Annotated in this window: 13 protein-coding genes, 1 pseudogene and 1 CRISPR repeat array; of the genes and pseudogenes, 2 read left to right on the top strand and 12 right to left on the bottom strand. The window is 47.2% G+C overall.

What is annotated here, in order from left to right:
- Positions 1 to 154: 154 nt before the first annotated feature.
- The 11 genes and pseudogenes from NSU00_RS01525 to NSU00_RS01475 all read right to left on the bottom strand — a co-directional run bounded on the left by NSU00_RS01525 (position 155) and on the right by NSU00_RS01475 (position 13,668).
- Positions 155 to 1,573, bottom strand: coding sequence for an NAD-dependent succinate-semialdehyde dehydrogenase (locus NSU00_RS01525; RefSeq protein ID WP_014096358.1), 1,419 nt, complete (start codon positions 1,571 to 1,573; stop codon positions 155 to 157).
- A 264-nt stretch (positions 1,574 to 1,837) separates the two neighbouring features.
- A CRISPR array of direct repeats spans positions 1,838 to 3,804; the repeat unit is 30 nt; unit sequence GTTTCAATTCCTCATAGGTAAAATACTAAC.
- A 338-nt stretch (positions 3,805 to 4,142) separates the two neighbouring features.
- Positions 4,143 to 5,201, bottom strand: coding sequence for a phosphotransferase family protein (locus NSU00_RS01520; protein ID WP_340703263.1), 1,059 nt, complete (start codon positions 5,199 to 5,201; stop codon positions 4,143 to 4,145).
- Between the two features lie 42 nt (positions 5,202 to 5,243).
- Positions 5,244 to 5,648: an acyl-CoA thioesterase gene (locus tag NSU00_RS01515; RefSeq protein ID WP_340703262.1), complete on the bottom strand. Its 405-nt coding sequence runs from the start codon at positions 5,646 to 5,648 to the stop codon at positions 5,244 to 5,246.
- A 215-nt stretch (positions 5,649 to 5,863) separates the two neighbouring features.
- Positions 5,864 to 6,427, bottom strand: a complete 564-nt coding sequence (locus NSU00_RS01510; RefSeq protein ID WP_061577361.1) for a TetR/AcrR family transcriptional regulator — start codon at positions 6,425 to 6,427, stop codon at positions 5,864 to 5,866.
- 68 nt (positions 6,428 to 6,495) lie between these two features.
- Positions 6,496 to 8,110, bottom strand: a pseudogene (locus tag NSU00_RS01505) (long-chain-fatty-acid--CoA ligase).
- Between the two features lie 70 nt (positions 8,111 to 8,180).
- Positions 8,181 to 8,954, bottom strand: coding sequence for an SDR family oxidoreductase (locus tag NSU00_RS01500; RefSeq protein ID WP_340703261.1), 774 nt, complete (start codon positions 8,952 to 8,954; stop codon positions 8,181 to 8,183).
- Positions 8,932 to 10,176: an acyl-CoA dehydrogenase gene (locus tag NSU00_RS01495; protein WP_315957897.1), complete on the bottom strand. Its 1,245-nt coding sequence runs from the start codon at positions 10,174 to 10,176 to the stop codon at positions 8,932 to 8,934. The genes NSU00_RS01500 and NSU00_RS01495 overlap by 23 nt, the downstream gene beginning before the upstream one ends.
- Before the next feature lie 313 nt (positions 10,177 to 10,489).
- The gene (locus NSU00_RS01490; RefSeq protein WP_041818641.1) at positions 10,490 to 11,509 is read right to left on the bottom strand and encodes an STAS domain-containing protein; all 1,020 of its coding nucleotides are present in this window, start codon (positions 11,507 to 11,509) and stop codon (positions 10,490 to 10,492) included.
- Between the two features lie 182 nt (positions 11,510 to 11,691).
- Complete coding sequence (locus NSU00_RS01485) at positions 11,692 to 12,411, bottom strand: YebC/PmpR family DNA-binding transcriptional regulator (protein WP_041818638.1); 720 nt, start codon at positions 12,409 to 12,411, stop codon at positions 11,692 to 11,694.
- Positions 12,412 to 12,518: 107 nt separating this feature from the next.
- Positions 12,519 to 13,082, bottom strand: a complete 564-nt coding sequence (locus NSU00_RS01480; protein WP_371836357.1) for a hypothetical protein — start codon at positions 13,080 to 13,082, stop codon at positions 12,519 to 12,521.
- A 19-nt stretch (positions 13,083 to 13,101) separates the two neighbouring features.
- On the bottom strand, positions 13,102 to 13,668 hold the full coding sequence (locus NSU00_RS01475; protein ID WP_315957893.1) for a membrane-spanning protein: 567 nt from the start codon (positions 13,666 to 13,668) through the stop codon (positions 13,102 to 13,104).
- 78 nt (positions 13,669 to 13,746) lie between these two features.
- Here NSU00_RS01475 and NSU00_RS01470 point away from each other — a divergent pair, with 78 nt between their 5' ends.
- Positions 13,747 to 14,124 (top strand): hypothetical protein, encoded by a 378-nt coding sequence (locus NSU00_RS01470; RefSeq protein ID WP_340703260.1) that lies wholly within the window; start codon positions 13,747 to 13,749, stop codon positions 14,122 to 14,124.
- On the opposite strand, the gene NSU00_RS01465 is transcribed toward NSU00_RS01470, so the two are convergent.
- The gene (locus NSU00_RS01465) at positions 14,119 to 15,237 is read right to left on the bottom strand and encodes an RNA-guided endonuclease InsQ/TnpB family protein (protein WP_014096213.1); all 1,119 of its coding nucleotides are present in this window, start codon (positions 15,235 to 15,237) and stop codon (positions 14,119 to 14,121) included. The genes NSU00_RS01470 and NSU00_RS01465 overlap by 6 nt on opposite strands.
- An 87-nt stretch (positions 15,238 to 15,324) precedes the next feature.
- Between NSU00_RS01465 and NSU00_RS01460 the strand changes: the two genes are divergently transcribed.
- Complete coding sequence (locus NSU00_RS01460) at positions 15,325 to 15,465, top strand: ribbon-helix-helix protein, CopG family (protein ID WP_003352379.1); 141 nt, start codon at positions 15,325 to 15,327, stop codon at positions 15,463 to 15,465.
- Positions 15,466 to 15,537: the final 72 nt, after the last annotated feature.

The following is a 15,537-nucleotide window of genomic DNA, read 5'->3' as shown; positions in this document are numbered from 1 at the left end:
CTACCCGGATCTTAGTGGGCTTCCCGGCATTGGAAACCAAGTTTAATTCTTTTTTGCCGAAATATTTCGTCCTCTTCCCGTAATCGGTTTGGAACCAAAAAAGCGGAACCCCCATTTAGGGATCCCGCCTATTTCGGTGTGCCGGGCCAGGCACTTATAAACCGAGGGAAATATATTTGACTTCCAAAAATTCTTCTATACCGTAACGGCCGCCTTCCCTGCCGAGGCCGCTCTGCTTGAAACCGCCGAATGGAGCCTGCGGCGTGGACGGAAGCCCGTCGTTCAGCCCGACAATGCCATACTCCAGCCCCTCTGCAATTTGAATGCCTTCCGAAATATTTTCCGTAAATACATACGCAGCAAGACCGTAAATGGAATCATTGGCACGCCGGATCGCTTCATCAATATCCGTAAATTTCGTTACCGGTGCAAGCGGCCCGAATGTTTCTTCTTTCATGCATATCATCTCATCGGTAACATTGGAAATGACAGTTGGTTCAAAGAAAAGCCCATCTTTCGCGCTGCCGCCTGTTTCCACGGTAGCTCCCTTTTCCACCGCGTCTTTGACGTGATGTTCTACTTTTTCAACCGCATTCCGGTCAATCAGCGGCCCGATATCCGTGCCTTCTGCAAGTCCGTCCCCGACACGGAGCGCTTTCACTTTTTCTGTGAATTTCTTGGTAAAAGCTTCATACACTTCTTCCTGTACATATATGCGGTTCGAGCATACACAAGTCTGGCCGGCGTTGCGGAATTTTGCAGCGACCGTGCCCTCAGCAGCTTTATCGAGATCCGCATGTTTCGTGATGATAACCGGTGCATGCCCGCCAAGTTCCAGCGACACTTTTTTCACCGTGTCAGCTGAACCGCGCATCAGCTCTTTCCCGATTTCGGTCGATCCGGTAAAAGTAAGTTTGCGGACACGCTCATCGGCAAGCCACGTGTCCCCAATTTCCTTCGCACTCCCGGTTATCACATTCATGACGCCTTTCGGAATGCCGGCTTTTGCAGCAAGCTCAGCAAGCTTCAAGGCAGTAAGCGGTGTCTGCTTTGCCGGTTTGATGACAACGGTGCAGCCGGCAGCAAGCGCAGGTGCAACTTTGCGGGTAATCATGGCAGCCGGGAAATTCCACGGGGTAATTGCCGCGACAACGCCGACCGGCTGTTTATGGACAAACAGGCGTTTATTGGTAGCGGATGCCGGAATCGTTTCGCCATACACACGCTTTCCTTCTTCGGCAAACCACTCGATAAAGCCATTTGCGTAACGCATTTCCCCGAGTGCTTCCTTGAGCGGCTTGCCCTGTTCAATGGTCATCGTCCTAGCAAGCTCGTTTTCATGTTGACGGATCAGTTCAAACCACGTGCGGAGGTAGGCACTTCGTTCATAGGCAGAAAGCGCCGCCCACGCCGGAAAAGCCGCATGCGCCGCGTCAACAGCGAGCTTAGCTTCCTTTTCCCCGCCTTTTGGAATCGTCGCAATCACTTCGCCGGACGCAGGGTTGTCCACTTTGATTTTTGGCAGTCCTTCCCCCGTCCATTCACCATTCAAGTACATCAAATAGTCTTCCATAGCTCCATCTCCCTTCGAGTAATAGTTACGATTTTTCAGATGATTTTTCCTGTTTTATGACTGCAAAATTTGTTTCGCATGGCAGGTGTGTTCGTGATTTCAGAATTAAATTTGATTCAGCGGGATAGACTGTAAAAGTGACTTATTTCTTAATTCAATTAGAAACCCGTGCCGCAGTGAACGTGACACCAGCGGGTGAATGAAAATCAAGCCGGCACATATTTTCAGAATAGAAATTAACTTCCGACTGGCTATATTGAGTGTTTTTCAATTCCTCATAGGTAAAATACTAACAAAAGACTGCGCTTTTTGTTTTGCCTCGGAAGGGGGTTTCAATTCCTCATAGGTAAAATACTAACGGAAAAGTAGCCGATACATATTATTTATCACCATCTATGGTTTCAATTCCCCATAGGTAAAATACTAACATTTTTTGTACGATAGCGGCTTCTTCTTCCACAATCTCGTTTCAATTCCTCATAGGTAAAATACTAACACACTATGGAGGAGATTTATCGTGCAAAATCCGTGGTTTCAATTCCTCATAGGTAAAATACTAACTTGCGTGGCGCGGTCGGGCAGATTTGGCACGGCGTGTTTCAATTCCTCATAGGTAAAATACTAACCACATTCCAGATGAAGCTGATAAAAAGCTGGAATCCGCGTTTCAATTCCTCATAGGTAAAATACTAACCGTTTTGCAAACCGCCTGCTTTTACCTGTGCTGGCGTGTTTCAATTCCTCATAGGTAAAATACTAACAGTGCTAAGCGGTACCTCTGCCCATGATTTTTTATTGTGTTTCAATTCCTCATAGGTAAAATACTAACTTACAAAGACAATGATCAGTTGACTGTCGATTTTTTGGGTTTCAATTCCTCATAGGTAAAATACTAACAACTAAGCCGTCCTGGTACGCTTACCATTGCGAAGAATGTTTCAATTCCTCATAGGTAAAATACTAACGAATATATGGCGGCAACAGGCCGACGACCGGATCCGGGTTTCAATTCCTCATAGGTAAAATACTAACTTGATATGACCGATACAAATAAACTGCTAAAACAATGTTTCAATTCCTCATAGGTAAAATACTAACACAAGCAGGATGGCACGCTGGCGTCCATTGCATCCGTGTTTCAATTCCTCATAGGTAAAATACTAACACGGTGCTATTGCGTATTCCGTCGAAAGTGTACCGGTTTCAATTCCTCATAGGTAAAATACTAACTCCTTTCGCTCTAACATAAATGTATTCACCACCATTGTTTCAATTCCTCATAGGTAAAATACTAACAACCGCAAAACCGATCGTGCAGGTGACCGTGTTTAACGGGTTTCAATTCCTCATAGGTAAAATACTAACACTGACTTTGGTACATTTTACATGCCAGACATCCCAGTTTCAATTCCTCATAGGTAAAATACTAACCGTGGGCGTTTCTCTCTTAACTTGATTATAGTTGTTAAGTTTCAATTCCTCATAGGTAAAATACTAACGGTGTCTATTTCGATTCCGTGCGTTCATATGCAAAAGAGTTTCAATTCCTCATAGGTAAAATACTAACTTGCACCGAAAGGTACACAAGTTGTGGACGGCGAAAACAGTTTCAATTCCTCATAGGTAAAATACTAACGAACAGCTTGTGGCTTATATTGAACAGTGGCTGGCGTTTCAATTCCTCATAGGTAAAATACTAACATGGATTGTGTACCATCAGCATGGCATTAGACGGCAGTTTCAATTCCTCATAGGTAAAATACTAACGAAAAATTAAGAAATGCTTGGATTGAAGCAGGGCAGTTTCAATTCCTCATAGGTAAAATACTAACGTTTAATGGACTGAAAAAGACTTATCAGAGTGGCCATGTTTCAATTCCTCATAGGTAAAATACTAACGCAGCATCCATTTCCCAGGAATGGGCCGGGCGATATAAGTTTCAATTCCTCATAGGTAAAATACTAACGAGTTCATGTTTTTTGAACTTGTTGAGCCGCCTCGAGGTTTCAATTCCTCATAGGTAAAATACTAACAACGGGCCTGCTTTTACCTCCCTCGTGGATCCAATGTTTCAATTCCTCATAGGTAAAATACTAACGTTTATACGGGGACGAGTTCGCGGAAGTGATCCGAGTTTCAATTCCTCATAGGTAAAATACTAACGATACCGAACCTTTAAATGTCGCCCCTTGCCAAAAACGTTTCAATTCCTCATAGGTAAAATACTAACTCCAAAAACTCACTGATATTATAACATTTCTCCATGACTGCTGGAATTTCCTGCTTGCGCAAAAAAATCTCTTCAACATCTAATGGAATCCAGGCAATACCAATAGTGTCAAAGACTTGCCCGTTTTAACAATTTGTCGTCGATCCCCCGGGTTTTCTACGCTAATGGAGGTCGACGACATTTTTGACGAGCATCTTATTTAGGGCTTACTGAACGAATCAGATTTTGGCTTGTATCCGATTTGCCAGTAAATGCTGTTTCAATATTATAGAAGAATCCATCTGCGAAAATGCTAGATTCGCCTTCTTTTACGTTAAATCAGCTATGGAGCGCTTGCGTTAAACCCTCTCCGCCACTTCCACCGCGTGCCGGATCAGGCTGCGGACGACGTTGCCGAAATGGGCGAAACGCCGGTCTTGTGTCTGGCCGCGCTTGTAACGGTAGTAGATTTGCTGGCAAATGCCGGCAAGCTTAAAGTAACCGAAAATCAAGTAGTAATCGATGTTCGAGACGTCGCGTCCGCTTTTTTTCGCATAAGCTTCGACAAACTCGCGGCGCGTCATGAAGCCGTCCAGCGTCGTGACGGACGGTTCGCCGAGCCCATTTTTGATCAAATCCGGGTCATCTTTTTCCGTCCAGTAGCTGAGAGCAGCGCCGAGATCTGCGAGCGGGTCGCCGATGGTTGCCATTTCCCAGTCGAACAGGCCGGTCATTTCCGAAAAATCTTCATTAAACATCGCGTTATTCAGCTTATAATCATAATGAATCACGGCTGCACCTTGTTGCGGCGGAATATGGTCACGCAAATAATGGATGAGCGGCTCCGCTTCCGGAATTTCATCCGTCTTCGCACGCAGATAGCGCTCAATCCAGCCGTTCACCTGGCGTTCGAGAAAACCGGCCGGCTTTGACATGGAAAGGAGCTCTGTCTCTTCATACGGGATCGCATGCAGCTCCACAAGCCTGTCAACCATGATACTGGAAATCCGCCGGCACGTTTCCTTTTTCGGCTCCACTCCCGGCGGAAAAGCGGTATCGAGCACAATGCCATGCTTTCTTTCCATAAGAAAAAACGGAGCGCCGATCACAAACGGGTCCTCTTCGAAAAGCAACACTTCCGGAGCCGGTGCGAAAAACGGCTGGAGCGCCTTCAGCACACGGAATTCGCGCCCCATGTCATGCGCTTTCGGGGCAACCGGGCCAAGCGGCGGGCGCCGGAGCACCGCTTCCCACGAACTTGCTTTTAATTGATAGGTCAAATTCGAACGGCCTGCTGAAAATTGTGCAACTTCAAGCGGTGCATCCGGCATTTGCGGAAGCTTCTCGCGCAAATATTGCTGCAGTCTGGTTAAGTCCAGTTCTTCCCCTTTGCGGACCGGAATAGTGTCTGAATTCATTTTCCTCTCCCCCTTGTGTCCCGTAATAGGCAGGCCGTTTTTTCACATCACCGGCTGCAAATGCTTTTCCAGGATGCCCCTTATATCATCCGGAATCGGGCGTGATTGATGCTTATCAAAGTCAAAAAAGACGACAACTGCTTTCCCCTTTGCGATCAAACGGCCGGTTTCTGCATCCAGCATTTCATGGGCCAGTTCACAGCTCGTATTGCCGAGCTTTGCCACGCCGGTCCGGATCGTGAGTTCTTCATTATAGAACGCCTGGCTGATAAAATCGCACTTTACTGAAGCTAGAATAATATTGAAATCTTTTATTTCCACGCTTGCACCGATGCTTTCAAAAAATTTCAACCGGGCGTCTTCCAGGTAGATGAAGTAACTGGTGTTGTTAATATGGCCGATTGCATCTGTTTCGCAAAAGCGTGTCCGCAATTTCAATTCATGCAAACAAATCCCTCCCTTTCGCTTGAACACCATTACCGCAGCTGTATGGTTTTGCACCTTGCAAGGCCCTGACCATGAATGATCCGCTGCTGCCACCCCTTCTTTTCACAAGGCTATTTCCTGACGCAGCCGCCGTAACGTATGCACTTTTCATGCAGCCCTGCTGCCACCCACCCGGCTTGATCTCAAAACATCCCCATTTCGGCAGCCATATGGCTCTACGCTTTTTCAATCCCGTGCAGGACGATGTCCATGAACAGTTCTGCCACTTCTGCCGCTGATTTCCGGCCTTCCGGTTTAAACCACTGGTAGCTCCAGTTCACCATGCCGAGAATGGCAAAGGAAGTAAGATTCGCGTCCAGATGCCCCGCAAACTCGCCGATCTCAATGCCTTCCCGGATCAGCTTTTCAACCCCGAGGCGGAAAGCTTCGCGTTTTTGTAAAATCAGTTCGAGCTTTTCACCGCTTAAATTTTTGATCTCACGGAAAAAGATAAGGGCTTTTGCTTTTTCCGTTTTGATGCTTTCAAGTAGCATCAGGACAAGCGCATGCAGTTTTGCCTTGCACGATCCGTTTTCCGAAAGGATGGCCTTCTGCTTTTCCAAAAGTTTCGTAATATAGTCCATATGAATGTCCATCAAAAGTTGTTCTTTGCTGGAAAAATAATAGTAAAACGTGCCTTTTGTCGCGCCGATGCTGTCAACGATATCCTGAATGGATGTTTCCGTGAAGCCTTTTTGTTCAAACAAGCGTATGCTGTGTTCCGTAATCTTCGCTTTCATGCCGGTCCTCTCCATCTATTACTATATTAAGAAAATTATATCACATACCCAGCTTCACGTTCCTGCTTTTACTCGCGCACTTTCCTTTCTTCATCGCGCAGCTTGCGGCGCAAAATTTTCCCGACATTTGTTTTCGGCAACGCATCACGGAACTCTATGATCTTCGGGCGTTTATACGGGGCGAGATGGGCGCTTGCATATTCGATCAGTGCTTCTTCCGTCATTTTCTGCCCTTCTTTTAACACGACAAATGCCTTGACCGTCTCACCCCGGTATGGATCCGGCACACCGATTACCACTGCTTCCTGGACGGCGGGATGCGCATACAGCACCTCCTCGACATCGCGCGGATATACGTTATAGCCGCTTGCAATGATCATATCTTTTTTGCGGTCAACAATATAAGCGTACCCTTCCTCATCCATCGTCGCGATATCGCCGGTGTACAGCCAGCCGTCCCGGAGTGCTTCCGCCGTTTCTTCCGGCATGTTCCAGTACCCCTTCATTACTTGCGGACCTTTTACAATCAGCTCCCCCGTCTCGCCCGGCTTCAGTTCTTCCGTGCCGGTTGCAACATCGACGATTTTATAATCTGTTGATGGAATCGCGATCCCGATGCTGCCCGGCTTGCGTTTACCGAAAACCGGATTGCAGTGTGTCACCGGGGAAGCTTCCGAAAGGCCGTACCCCTCGACAATGACGCCCCCCGTTTTTTCTTCAAACTGGCGCAAAAGCCCGAGCGGCATCGGTGCACTCCCGCTGTTGCAGGTCTTAATGGAATCCAGCCCGTACTCCATCGCTTTCGGGTGGTTCGTGATGGCGACATACATCGTCGGCACACCCGGAAAATAGGTCGGCTGCGTTTCCTTGATGGTCTTGAGTACTTCTTCAAGATCAAAACGCGGCAGCATGACCGATTCCGAACCGGTGTAGATCGCATAATTCATGGCGCATGTCATGCCAAATACGTGAAAAAAGCGGGATAACGGTCAAAATCCGTTCTTTTCCCGGCCCCATGACCGGTTTGAAAAATTCATATGTTTGCACCAGATTGGCAAGAAGGTTCCGGTGGGTCAGCATCGCCCCTTTTGACCGGCCGGTGGTACCGCCCGTGTACTGGAGCACGGCAATATCCTCCCGGGGGTCGAGCGCAGGAGGGTTGTAATCCGTTCCTGCCTGTAACAAGGCATCAAAGGGTTCGGCCTCATCCAAGGGTCCGGCCGCCGGTTTAAAACCGGCTATGACTACATTTTTCAGCGATGTTTCCGGGCGGACGGCCTGCACTTTCGGGTACAAATCATCCAGGACAATGATCGTTTCGGCGCCCGAGTCATTTAATATATGCCTGATTTCCGGTTCAACGAGCATCGGATTGATCTGGACAACCATCGCACCTGCCATAAGCGCACCGTAATAGGACACGACATACTGCGGGCAGTTCGGCAGCATGACCGCCACCCTGCTGCCTTTTTGCACGCCTCTTTTCTGAAGGGAGGAGGCAAAGGCAAGCGATGCTTTGTAAAGTTCCGCATAGGCCGTCTTTCTGCCGTAAAAAGAGAGGGCAGTCCGGTCCGGGTACTTTTCGGCTGCAGTTGCAAGTATTTGATACAGCGAAATATCCAGCACTTCAATTTCTTTGGGAATCTCATCGGTATAGACAGCATGCCACACTTTGTTTTCCATTCCAAATCCCCCTTGTTTTTATTGCCAAATGGACTGCTTAACCATCATCCACCCGCCCGGCTTGCCGGTTTTAAAGCACGTGCATGCCGCCATCAACGAGCAGCACATCCCCCGTCACGTAGTCCGAGGCTGCCGATGCCAAAAAAACAGCTGCACCTTTTAAATCCTGGTCATTGCCGAACCGGCCGAGCGGCGTTGCTTCCAATATTGGGTTTTTGCCGCGTTCGATGATCACTTTGGCCATTTTTGTCGGGAAAAAGCCCGGCGCAATCGCGTTCACATGGATGCCGTACCTGCCCCATTTGGCAGCGAGATCTTTTGTAAACGTGATGACCGCCCCTTTGCTTGTGTTGTAACCGATCGTATCCATGATGCGCGGATCGACGCCGCCAAGCCCGGCAATGGAAGCAATATTGATAATCTTGCCGTGCCCCTGCTTGATCATGGCTTTTCCGGCTGCCTGGCTCATATGGAAAGTGCCGGTCACATTCGTGCTGATCACTTTTTCCCACGCCTCAACCGGCATATCCTCGGCAGGCGCCCCCCAGGTCGCGCCGGAATTATTGACGAGGATGTCGATTTTGCCAAACTGTTTTACGGTTTCCGCAACCACTTCATCAACCCGGGCGCGGTTTGTAATGTCACACTCCAATGAGAGCGCTTTCACGCCGAGCGATTCGATGCGTGCAGCCGCTTCTTCGCATGCCGCTTTTTTTCTGGAGCAGAGCACGACATCCGCCCCCGCTTCTGCAAAAGCCCGCGCAATTTGTTCACCGAGCCCCCTGCCGCCGCCTGTCACGATGGCGGTTTTTCCTTTTAAACTAAACAGTTCTAACACGTTCATCGGCTAATCCCCTTTCCTGGTACGGTTTCATCTCAAGCCTTGCAATCTGGTCGAGGTGGACTTCATCCGGGCCGTCTGCAAGCCGCAATGTGCGCGCGTTGGCCCACAGCCGGGCGAGCGGAAAATCGTCCGAAACGCCGGCTGCACCGAACGCCTGGATGGCGCGGTCGATCACAGCGAGCGCCATCCGCGGGGCCACTGCTTTAATCATCGCAATTTCTTTTTTCGCCGCTTTATTGCCAACCGTGTCCATCATATACGCTGCTTTCAATGTCAGAAGCCGCGCCTGCTCGATTTCAATGCGCGACTCAGCCACCCACTGGCGGATGACGCCCTGTTCTGCGAGCGGCTTTCCAAACGGCACACGGTTTTGTATGCGCTTGCATAAAAGTTCAAGCGCACGCTCCGCAGCCCCAATCAGCCGCATACAGTGATGGATTCTGCCCGGCCCGAGCCGCCCTTGCGCAATCGCAAACCCTTTTCCTTCCCCCCAAATCATATTTTCAGCCGGCACCCGCACGTTTTCGTACGTAATTTCCGCATGGCCGTGCGGGGCATCATCATAACCGAAAACCGGGAGCATCCGCTCAATCTTCACACCGGGTGTATCGAGCGGTACGAGAATCATAGACTGCTGTTCGTGCCGCGGTGCATCCGGATTGGTTTTTCCCATGACAATCGCAATTTTGCACCTCGGATCGCCGGCGCCTGATGACCACCATTTCCGCCCGTTCACAATGTATTCATCGCCGTCGCGTACAATGCTGCATGAAATATTGGTTGCATCACTCGAAGCAGTATCCGGCTCCGTCATGGAAAAACACGAGCGGATATCGCCATTTAAAAGCGGTTTCAGCCATTTTTCCTTCTGCTCATCACTCCCGTACCGGGCAAGCACTTCCATATTCCCGGTATCGGGCGCGTTGCAGTTGAATACTTCGGGGGCAATAATGGACCTTCCCATGATTTCGCAAAGCGGCGCATACTCAAGGTTTGAAAGCCCTGCCCCGTATTCCCTGTCCGGCAAAAACAAATTCCAAAGCCCTTCCTGCTTTGCTTTTGCCTTCAATTCTTCCATAATCGGCGGAACGGCAGCCCACCGTGTTTCCTGTGCATTCAGTTGTTCCTCAAAGAGCTTTTCACCCGGATATACGTTTTCTTCCATAAAACGCTCAAGCTTTGAAATCAGTGCCTTCACTTTTGGTGAGTAATCAAAATCCATATGATCCATCCCCTCCCCGTTGACTAACCGGTTAGTATGTTAATTTAAGTATAAACAATCATTTGAAAATTTCAAGAAAAAAATAAGCCGAATTTCGCCAGTATATGTAGAAATAACGGGAGTTGCCCTTTTTCCGGTATGAAAGAGGGTTGCTGAATAACAAAAAGGACGCTGATCACTCGCCGAACTTTATAAAACGTGCAAAGAAACAGAAGCCAAATGTAAACCAAAATTGTTCAACAAGCCCGAAAATACAAAAAGCGGGGAACCATTTCTCCGCTTTTTGAAACAGATGATTGGCGGGCCTTGCCAATCAGAGTATTTTCCTCCCCAATTGTCCGAGCGCATAGTGGATGCTGTGCTGCAACGTCTGGAAGCAGTCAAACTGGCTGAAATCAAGCCCGGAAGAAGAAATTGTCATGCTCATGGACGGCGATATACCGACAAGGATCGTCTGCGTGCCAATTAAGGAAGATGCCTTTCCGATATTTTCAATAAACTGGATGCTGTGCGGATCGTCTTCCACATCGAGCGCCGTTAAATCAAGCACCAAATACTTTGCTTTGTACTGCGGCAAATTTTTCAACGTTTTTTCTATCAGTTCTTCGGCACGTTCATCGTCATATTTCCCGATTAACGGCACGACGACAATGCCGTCCAAAATCGGAATAATCGGTGATGACAGCTGCTTGACGAGCTCTTTCAGTTCCCGCGTCTTATCTTCGACGAGCGCCTCCAGCTGAATGATCTGCTCGGCTTCCTTTTTCCGCGCCAGCTGGTGAATATTATGTGACACCGTGATATCCGATGGGAAATACTCAATGATCGTGGAGTCATGGCCTTCGATCTGATACCGGACGACTTTATACCATATATTTGTATGGAGCAACCCGGTAAAAACACCAGCATAGTGGGCAGGCAGAAAATTGCTGCCCGTTTTCTTCCCCTGGGCCGCATTGATTTTATGCTCCCAGCTGTCTTTCAGCTCAATCGTCAATGTCTTCTGATCAAAGTCCATGTCTTTCATCACGGCTCGTCCCCAGCCCGCTGATGCGTAAGTAGTGGTAATGAGTTCAGATGCCTTTTTCACATCGAAATCTTTGATTTTATTAAAATAATCGGCAACGAGCAATCCTTGGCGGAAACCCGCTGTCTCAAAGACAACATTGGATGCTTCTTCCCCGGATATTTCTTCAATTGTAGTAAACAGATCGCGCATCACAGTCGGAATCCAGAAAAGGACTGCATCTTCCCCTTCAAAAATGAATCTGCCTTTGTCCAATTCCCATTCAAATTGAAGACCGCCCACATGTATATTCGGATGTTCGCTCACAGAATATCCCCTCTATTATGTACAATGAATTGTATTATTATTATACCGGTTCAGTTTTCTTGCGTCTATTGATACGGGTTCTGTATGTGACAAAATTCACGTGTTTGCCGGAAAATGTGCTCAGCCTTGCTTTCAAAGAAATTGGCTTATACGAAAAAGGCGGGATTGTCCCGCCGTCCATCTTAATCGCCAAAATTGACATTATGGTAAACTTGCTGGACATCTTCCAAATCTTCCAGCACTTCAATCAGTTTTTCGAATTTCTCCCGGTCCTCATCCGGCAATGTGACTTCGTTTTGCGGCAACATTGTCAATTCAGCAACGGTAAATTCCGTAATGCCGGCATTTTCAAAAGCTTCCTGAACCGCGTGAAACTGGTCCGGCTCCGCGTAGACAATGACGGCGCCGTCTTCTTCAAAGACATCGCGGACGTCAATATCAGCCTCAAGCAAAAGCTCCAGCACTTCATCTGCTGTTTTCCCTTCAATGCCAAAAACTGCCGTTTTATCAAACATATACGCTACTGAACCGCTCACCCCCATATTGCCGCCGTTTTTCCCGAAAGCGGCGCGCACTTCGGATGCGGTCCGGTTGACATTGTTCGTCAACGTATCGACAATGATCATCGAGCCGCCCGGGCCAAAGCCTTCGTAACGCAGCTCGTCATAGTTTTCATCGGCCCCGCCTTTTGCTTTTTCAATCGCGCGGTCAATGATCGCTTTCGGCACGCTGTATGTTTTGGCGCGCTCGAGCACCATTTTTAATGCGCTGTTTGCCACCGGATCCGGCACACCCTGTTTCGCAGCAACATAGATTTCGCGGCCGAATTTCGCATAAATGCGGCTTGTATTAGCATCCCTTGCTGCTTTTTTATCTTTAATATTATTCCATTTGCGTCCCACTGGGATCACTCACTTTCAACAAAGATTCGAATGCTTCCGTACTCGCCCATTGTTGAATTATACACCAAAAGCCTTCCGGTGGGGTAAAATTTTTTGGTTTTTGTTTCTTACTTCCGTTTCGTCCGTATCCCGGAACCCGTTGCCACAACCAGGCCGCCGAGCACATCTGCAATTAAATCGGTCATGGTATCCTTGTTCCCGCCGCCCTGCAAAGTGGTGCCAAAGAATTGATCGCCCGAGAATTCATAGATCTCCCACAGCACACCGCCAAGCGCGGCAAACCCAAGCACAAACAAAAATACAAACCAGGCGGAGACCCCCTTGCCCGCATCCCGGCGCACCAGCCGTTCATAAAGTGCGATAGCAGCAAATCCGAGAAGGACGCCGCTCACAAAATGCAAAAAGGTGTCCCACCAACCTAAGCCGTACCAGCCGCGGATCGATCCAAAATATTGGGAGCCGGTTAAAAAAAGAAAATAAGAAATAACAAGGGGCAGGTGGAACCGGAGGCGCGGAATCCACGAAAGGATAAGCGGAATTGCGCCGCAGATCACCCCGCCAAGCGCGACCGCAGCCTTCCAAGACGCGCCGGCCGTATATTGCATGGCGCACAAAACAGCCATCCACAGTACATAAACCAAGCTGATTCCAAACACAATTTTCCGGTCCATATTCACACTTTCCTTCTTCTTATACATTTTGTTTCCTGAATCCAGTATATACCGCGATCAGCATCCCGCCAAAAAATCCGGCCAATAAGTCCACCATTGTATCGGTATTGCCGCCGCGCTGCATCGTATGGGAGGCAATCACATCCCCGATAAATTCATACATTTCCCAAAGAACGCTCCCTGTTATCGCAAGCCCGAGGGCAAACAATGCGGGAATCAAGCGCGACATGCCCCGCCTTGCCGCCTCCGGAACCAGTATTTTATACAGCGTAACGCCGATACAAGCTGTAAAAATGCCCTTATAAAAGTGAACGGACGTGTCCCACCACGAAAAACGCCCGTAAAATCCGGCGATCGAACCGAGGCAGATGGAGCAAATCACGAAAATATACCAGCCAATAATCGAGGGCGTATTGATCCGGTTATGTTTTAAAAATAATAAGCCGAGCGGCAGCGCACTTAACACAATCCCGCCGGCCGCAATTCCCCAGCGCAATGTATCATGCTTTATAATAAAATAGACCATAAGCCCGGCCAAAAGCAACATCATGCCGGTACTGAGCAGTATAATGATGATGCGTTTCACCTTTCCACCCCGTTCTGTTTCTTTTCCAAAAATAGGATGCCCTTTCTTTTTCCATTTCATCCAGAAATCAATAAAGACGTGCAGAAATTCGTCCATCAAAACATGGGGGCAGGGGAAAGGGGGGCAGGGGATAAAGACATCAACGCGTTTTCCCTGAGCGGCGTTGACAGCGCGGAATCGGCAAGCGGCAAAAAGATTTTAGGAGCCATTGGTTTTTCAAAAGATGATTCTGCCCCGGCCCCTCCGCTTCATGACTTTGAAGACCTGAAAAAACACAAAAAGGAAATACAATCTTACGCAACCCTTTTAGTGGTGCGGTGCGAATGTGAACTACCCACCACTTATCAACCTTACGGTTTGATTGAAGTGGGGGCTTCTCGACTTATCGTTGCTTTTACTAGCCAACGAAAACTGACCGAGCTAACCCTCTTGTTCCAAGAGTTTTGTTACTTATGATAACGCTAATAAGCGTAATCCCTCATTTTTGATATTGATTGCTGAATTGTGATCGCGATCTAATACAAAGCCGCAAGAACATTTATATACACGTTCAGATAATGGCATTTCTTTTTCCTTGCCGCAACATGAACACTTCTTAGTGGAGGGAAACCACTTATCAATTTTCACAAGTTGTTTCCCTTGTTCTTTTAGCTTATACGCTAAGAAAGTAGTGAACATACCCCAACCGTTGTCGTGAACGCTTTTCCCAAAGTGAAGCGCTTGAGACATCCCTTTCATGTTCAAGTCCTCAATCACGACAGCATCAAAGTTAGAAGCTAATTCTTTTGACTTATGATGAAGAAAATTCATGCGTTGGTTCGCCACTTTCTCATGTAATTTAGCCACTACTAGTCGTTGCTTGTTCCAACGTGCAGAACCTTTCTTTCTTCGAGAAAGAATTCGTTGTGCTTTTGCTAATTTATCTAAGGCTTGCCGATAGTAACGTGGGTAATTGGCTTTCTTACCCTGTTCACTCTCGACATATAGACCATCCATAGCAAAATCCAAACCAACAACTTTCTGTATGTTAACTGGACGAATATCTTTCTCATATTCTGTCAAAATTGAAATGTAGTATTTGCCTGTCTTTGTTTTAGAAATAGTGCAAGATTTGATTTTATAATCAGCAGGTATCTCTCTATGCTGTTTCATTTTTATTGGCTTTTTGATTTTTGGCAGTTTGATATGACCATTTTCTAGCTTAATATTTCCGTTGACCATATTAGTTGTATAGGATTGTTTTGCTTTACGATTTTTGAACTTTGGAAAATCCGCATTTCCTTCAAAGAAATTCTTATAAGCAGTCTGTAAGTTCATTTGTGCATTTGCCAAAGCTAAAGAATCCACTTCTTTTAGGAATGGAAATTCACTTTTATATTTTGCAGGAGTCGGAAACTTTTGCTTTTTAAGCAATTCTTTATCATCCTTGAACTTTTCATACGTTTCTTTGCGTTCAGCTAACATCTTATTGTAGACAAAGCGAACACAACCAAATGTCTTAGCTAATAATGCGGATTGTTCTTTGTTTGGTAACAAACGAAACTTGAAAGCTTTGTTTTGCTTGGCCATATCAATTCACCTCACTTTGTGCGGAAAAATTTCGTATATATTGATTATATCGTAAAAAATCCGTACAATCAATATGAGGTGATAATCATGAGAGAAGAGAAAGAACGTGTAGAAATTCGTATGCCTAAGACGATATTAGAAAAATTGGAGCAATATCAAAAAGAAAATGGGATTCCAACTAGAACAGCCGCAATCTTAGAATTGTTGAGAAAAGGATTGGAAAAATAACTTTGGCTAAAGCCAACCGAAATTCATCTCCCACCTACTCATTGGTGCTATTCGCACCTTTACATTCCTTGA

The sequence above is a fragment of the Weizmannia sp. FSL W8-0401 genome (assembly GCF_038009125.1).
Lineage (GTDB): Bacteria > Bacillota > Bacilli > Bacillales > Bacillaceae_C > Weizmannia > Weizmannia coagulans.
This window is presented reverse-complemented; position numbering and strand designations above follow the sequence as displayed.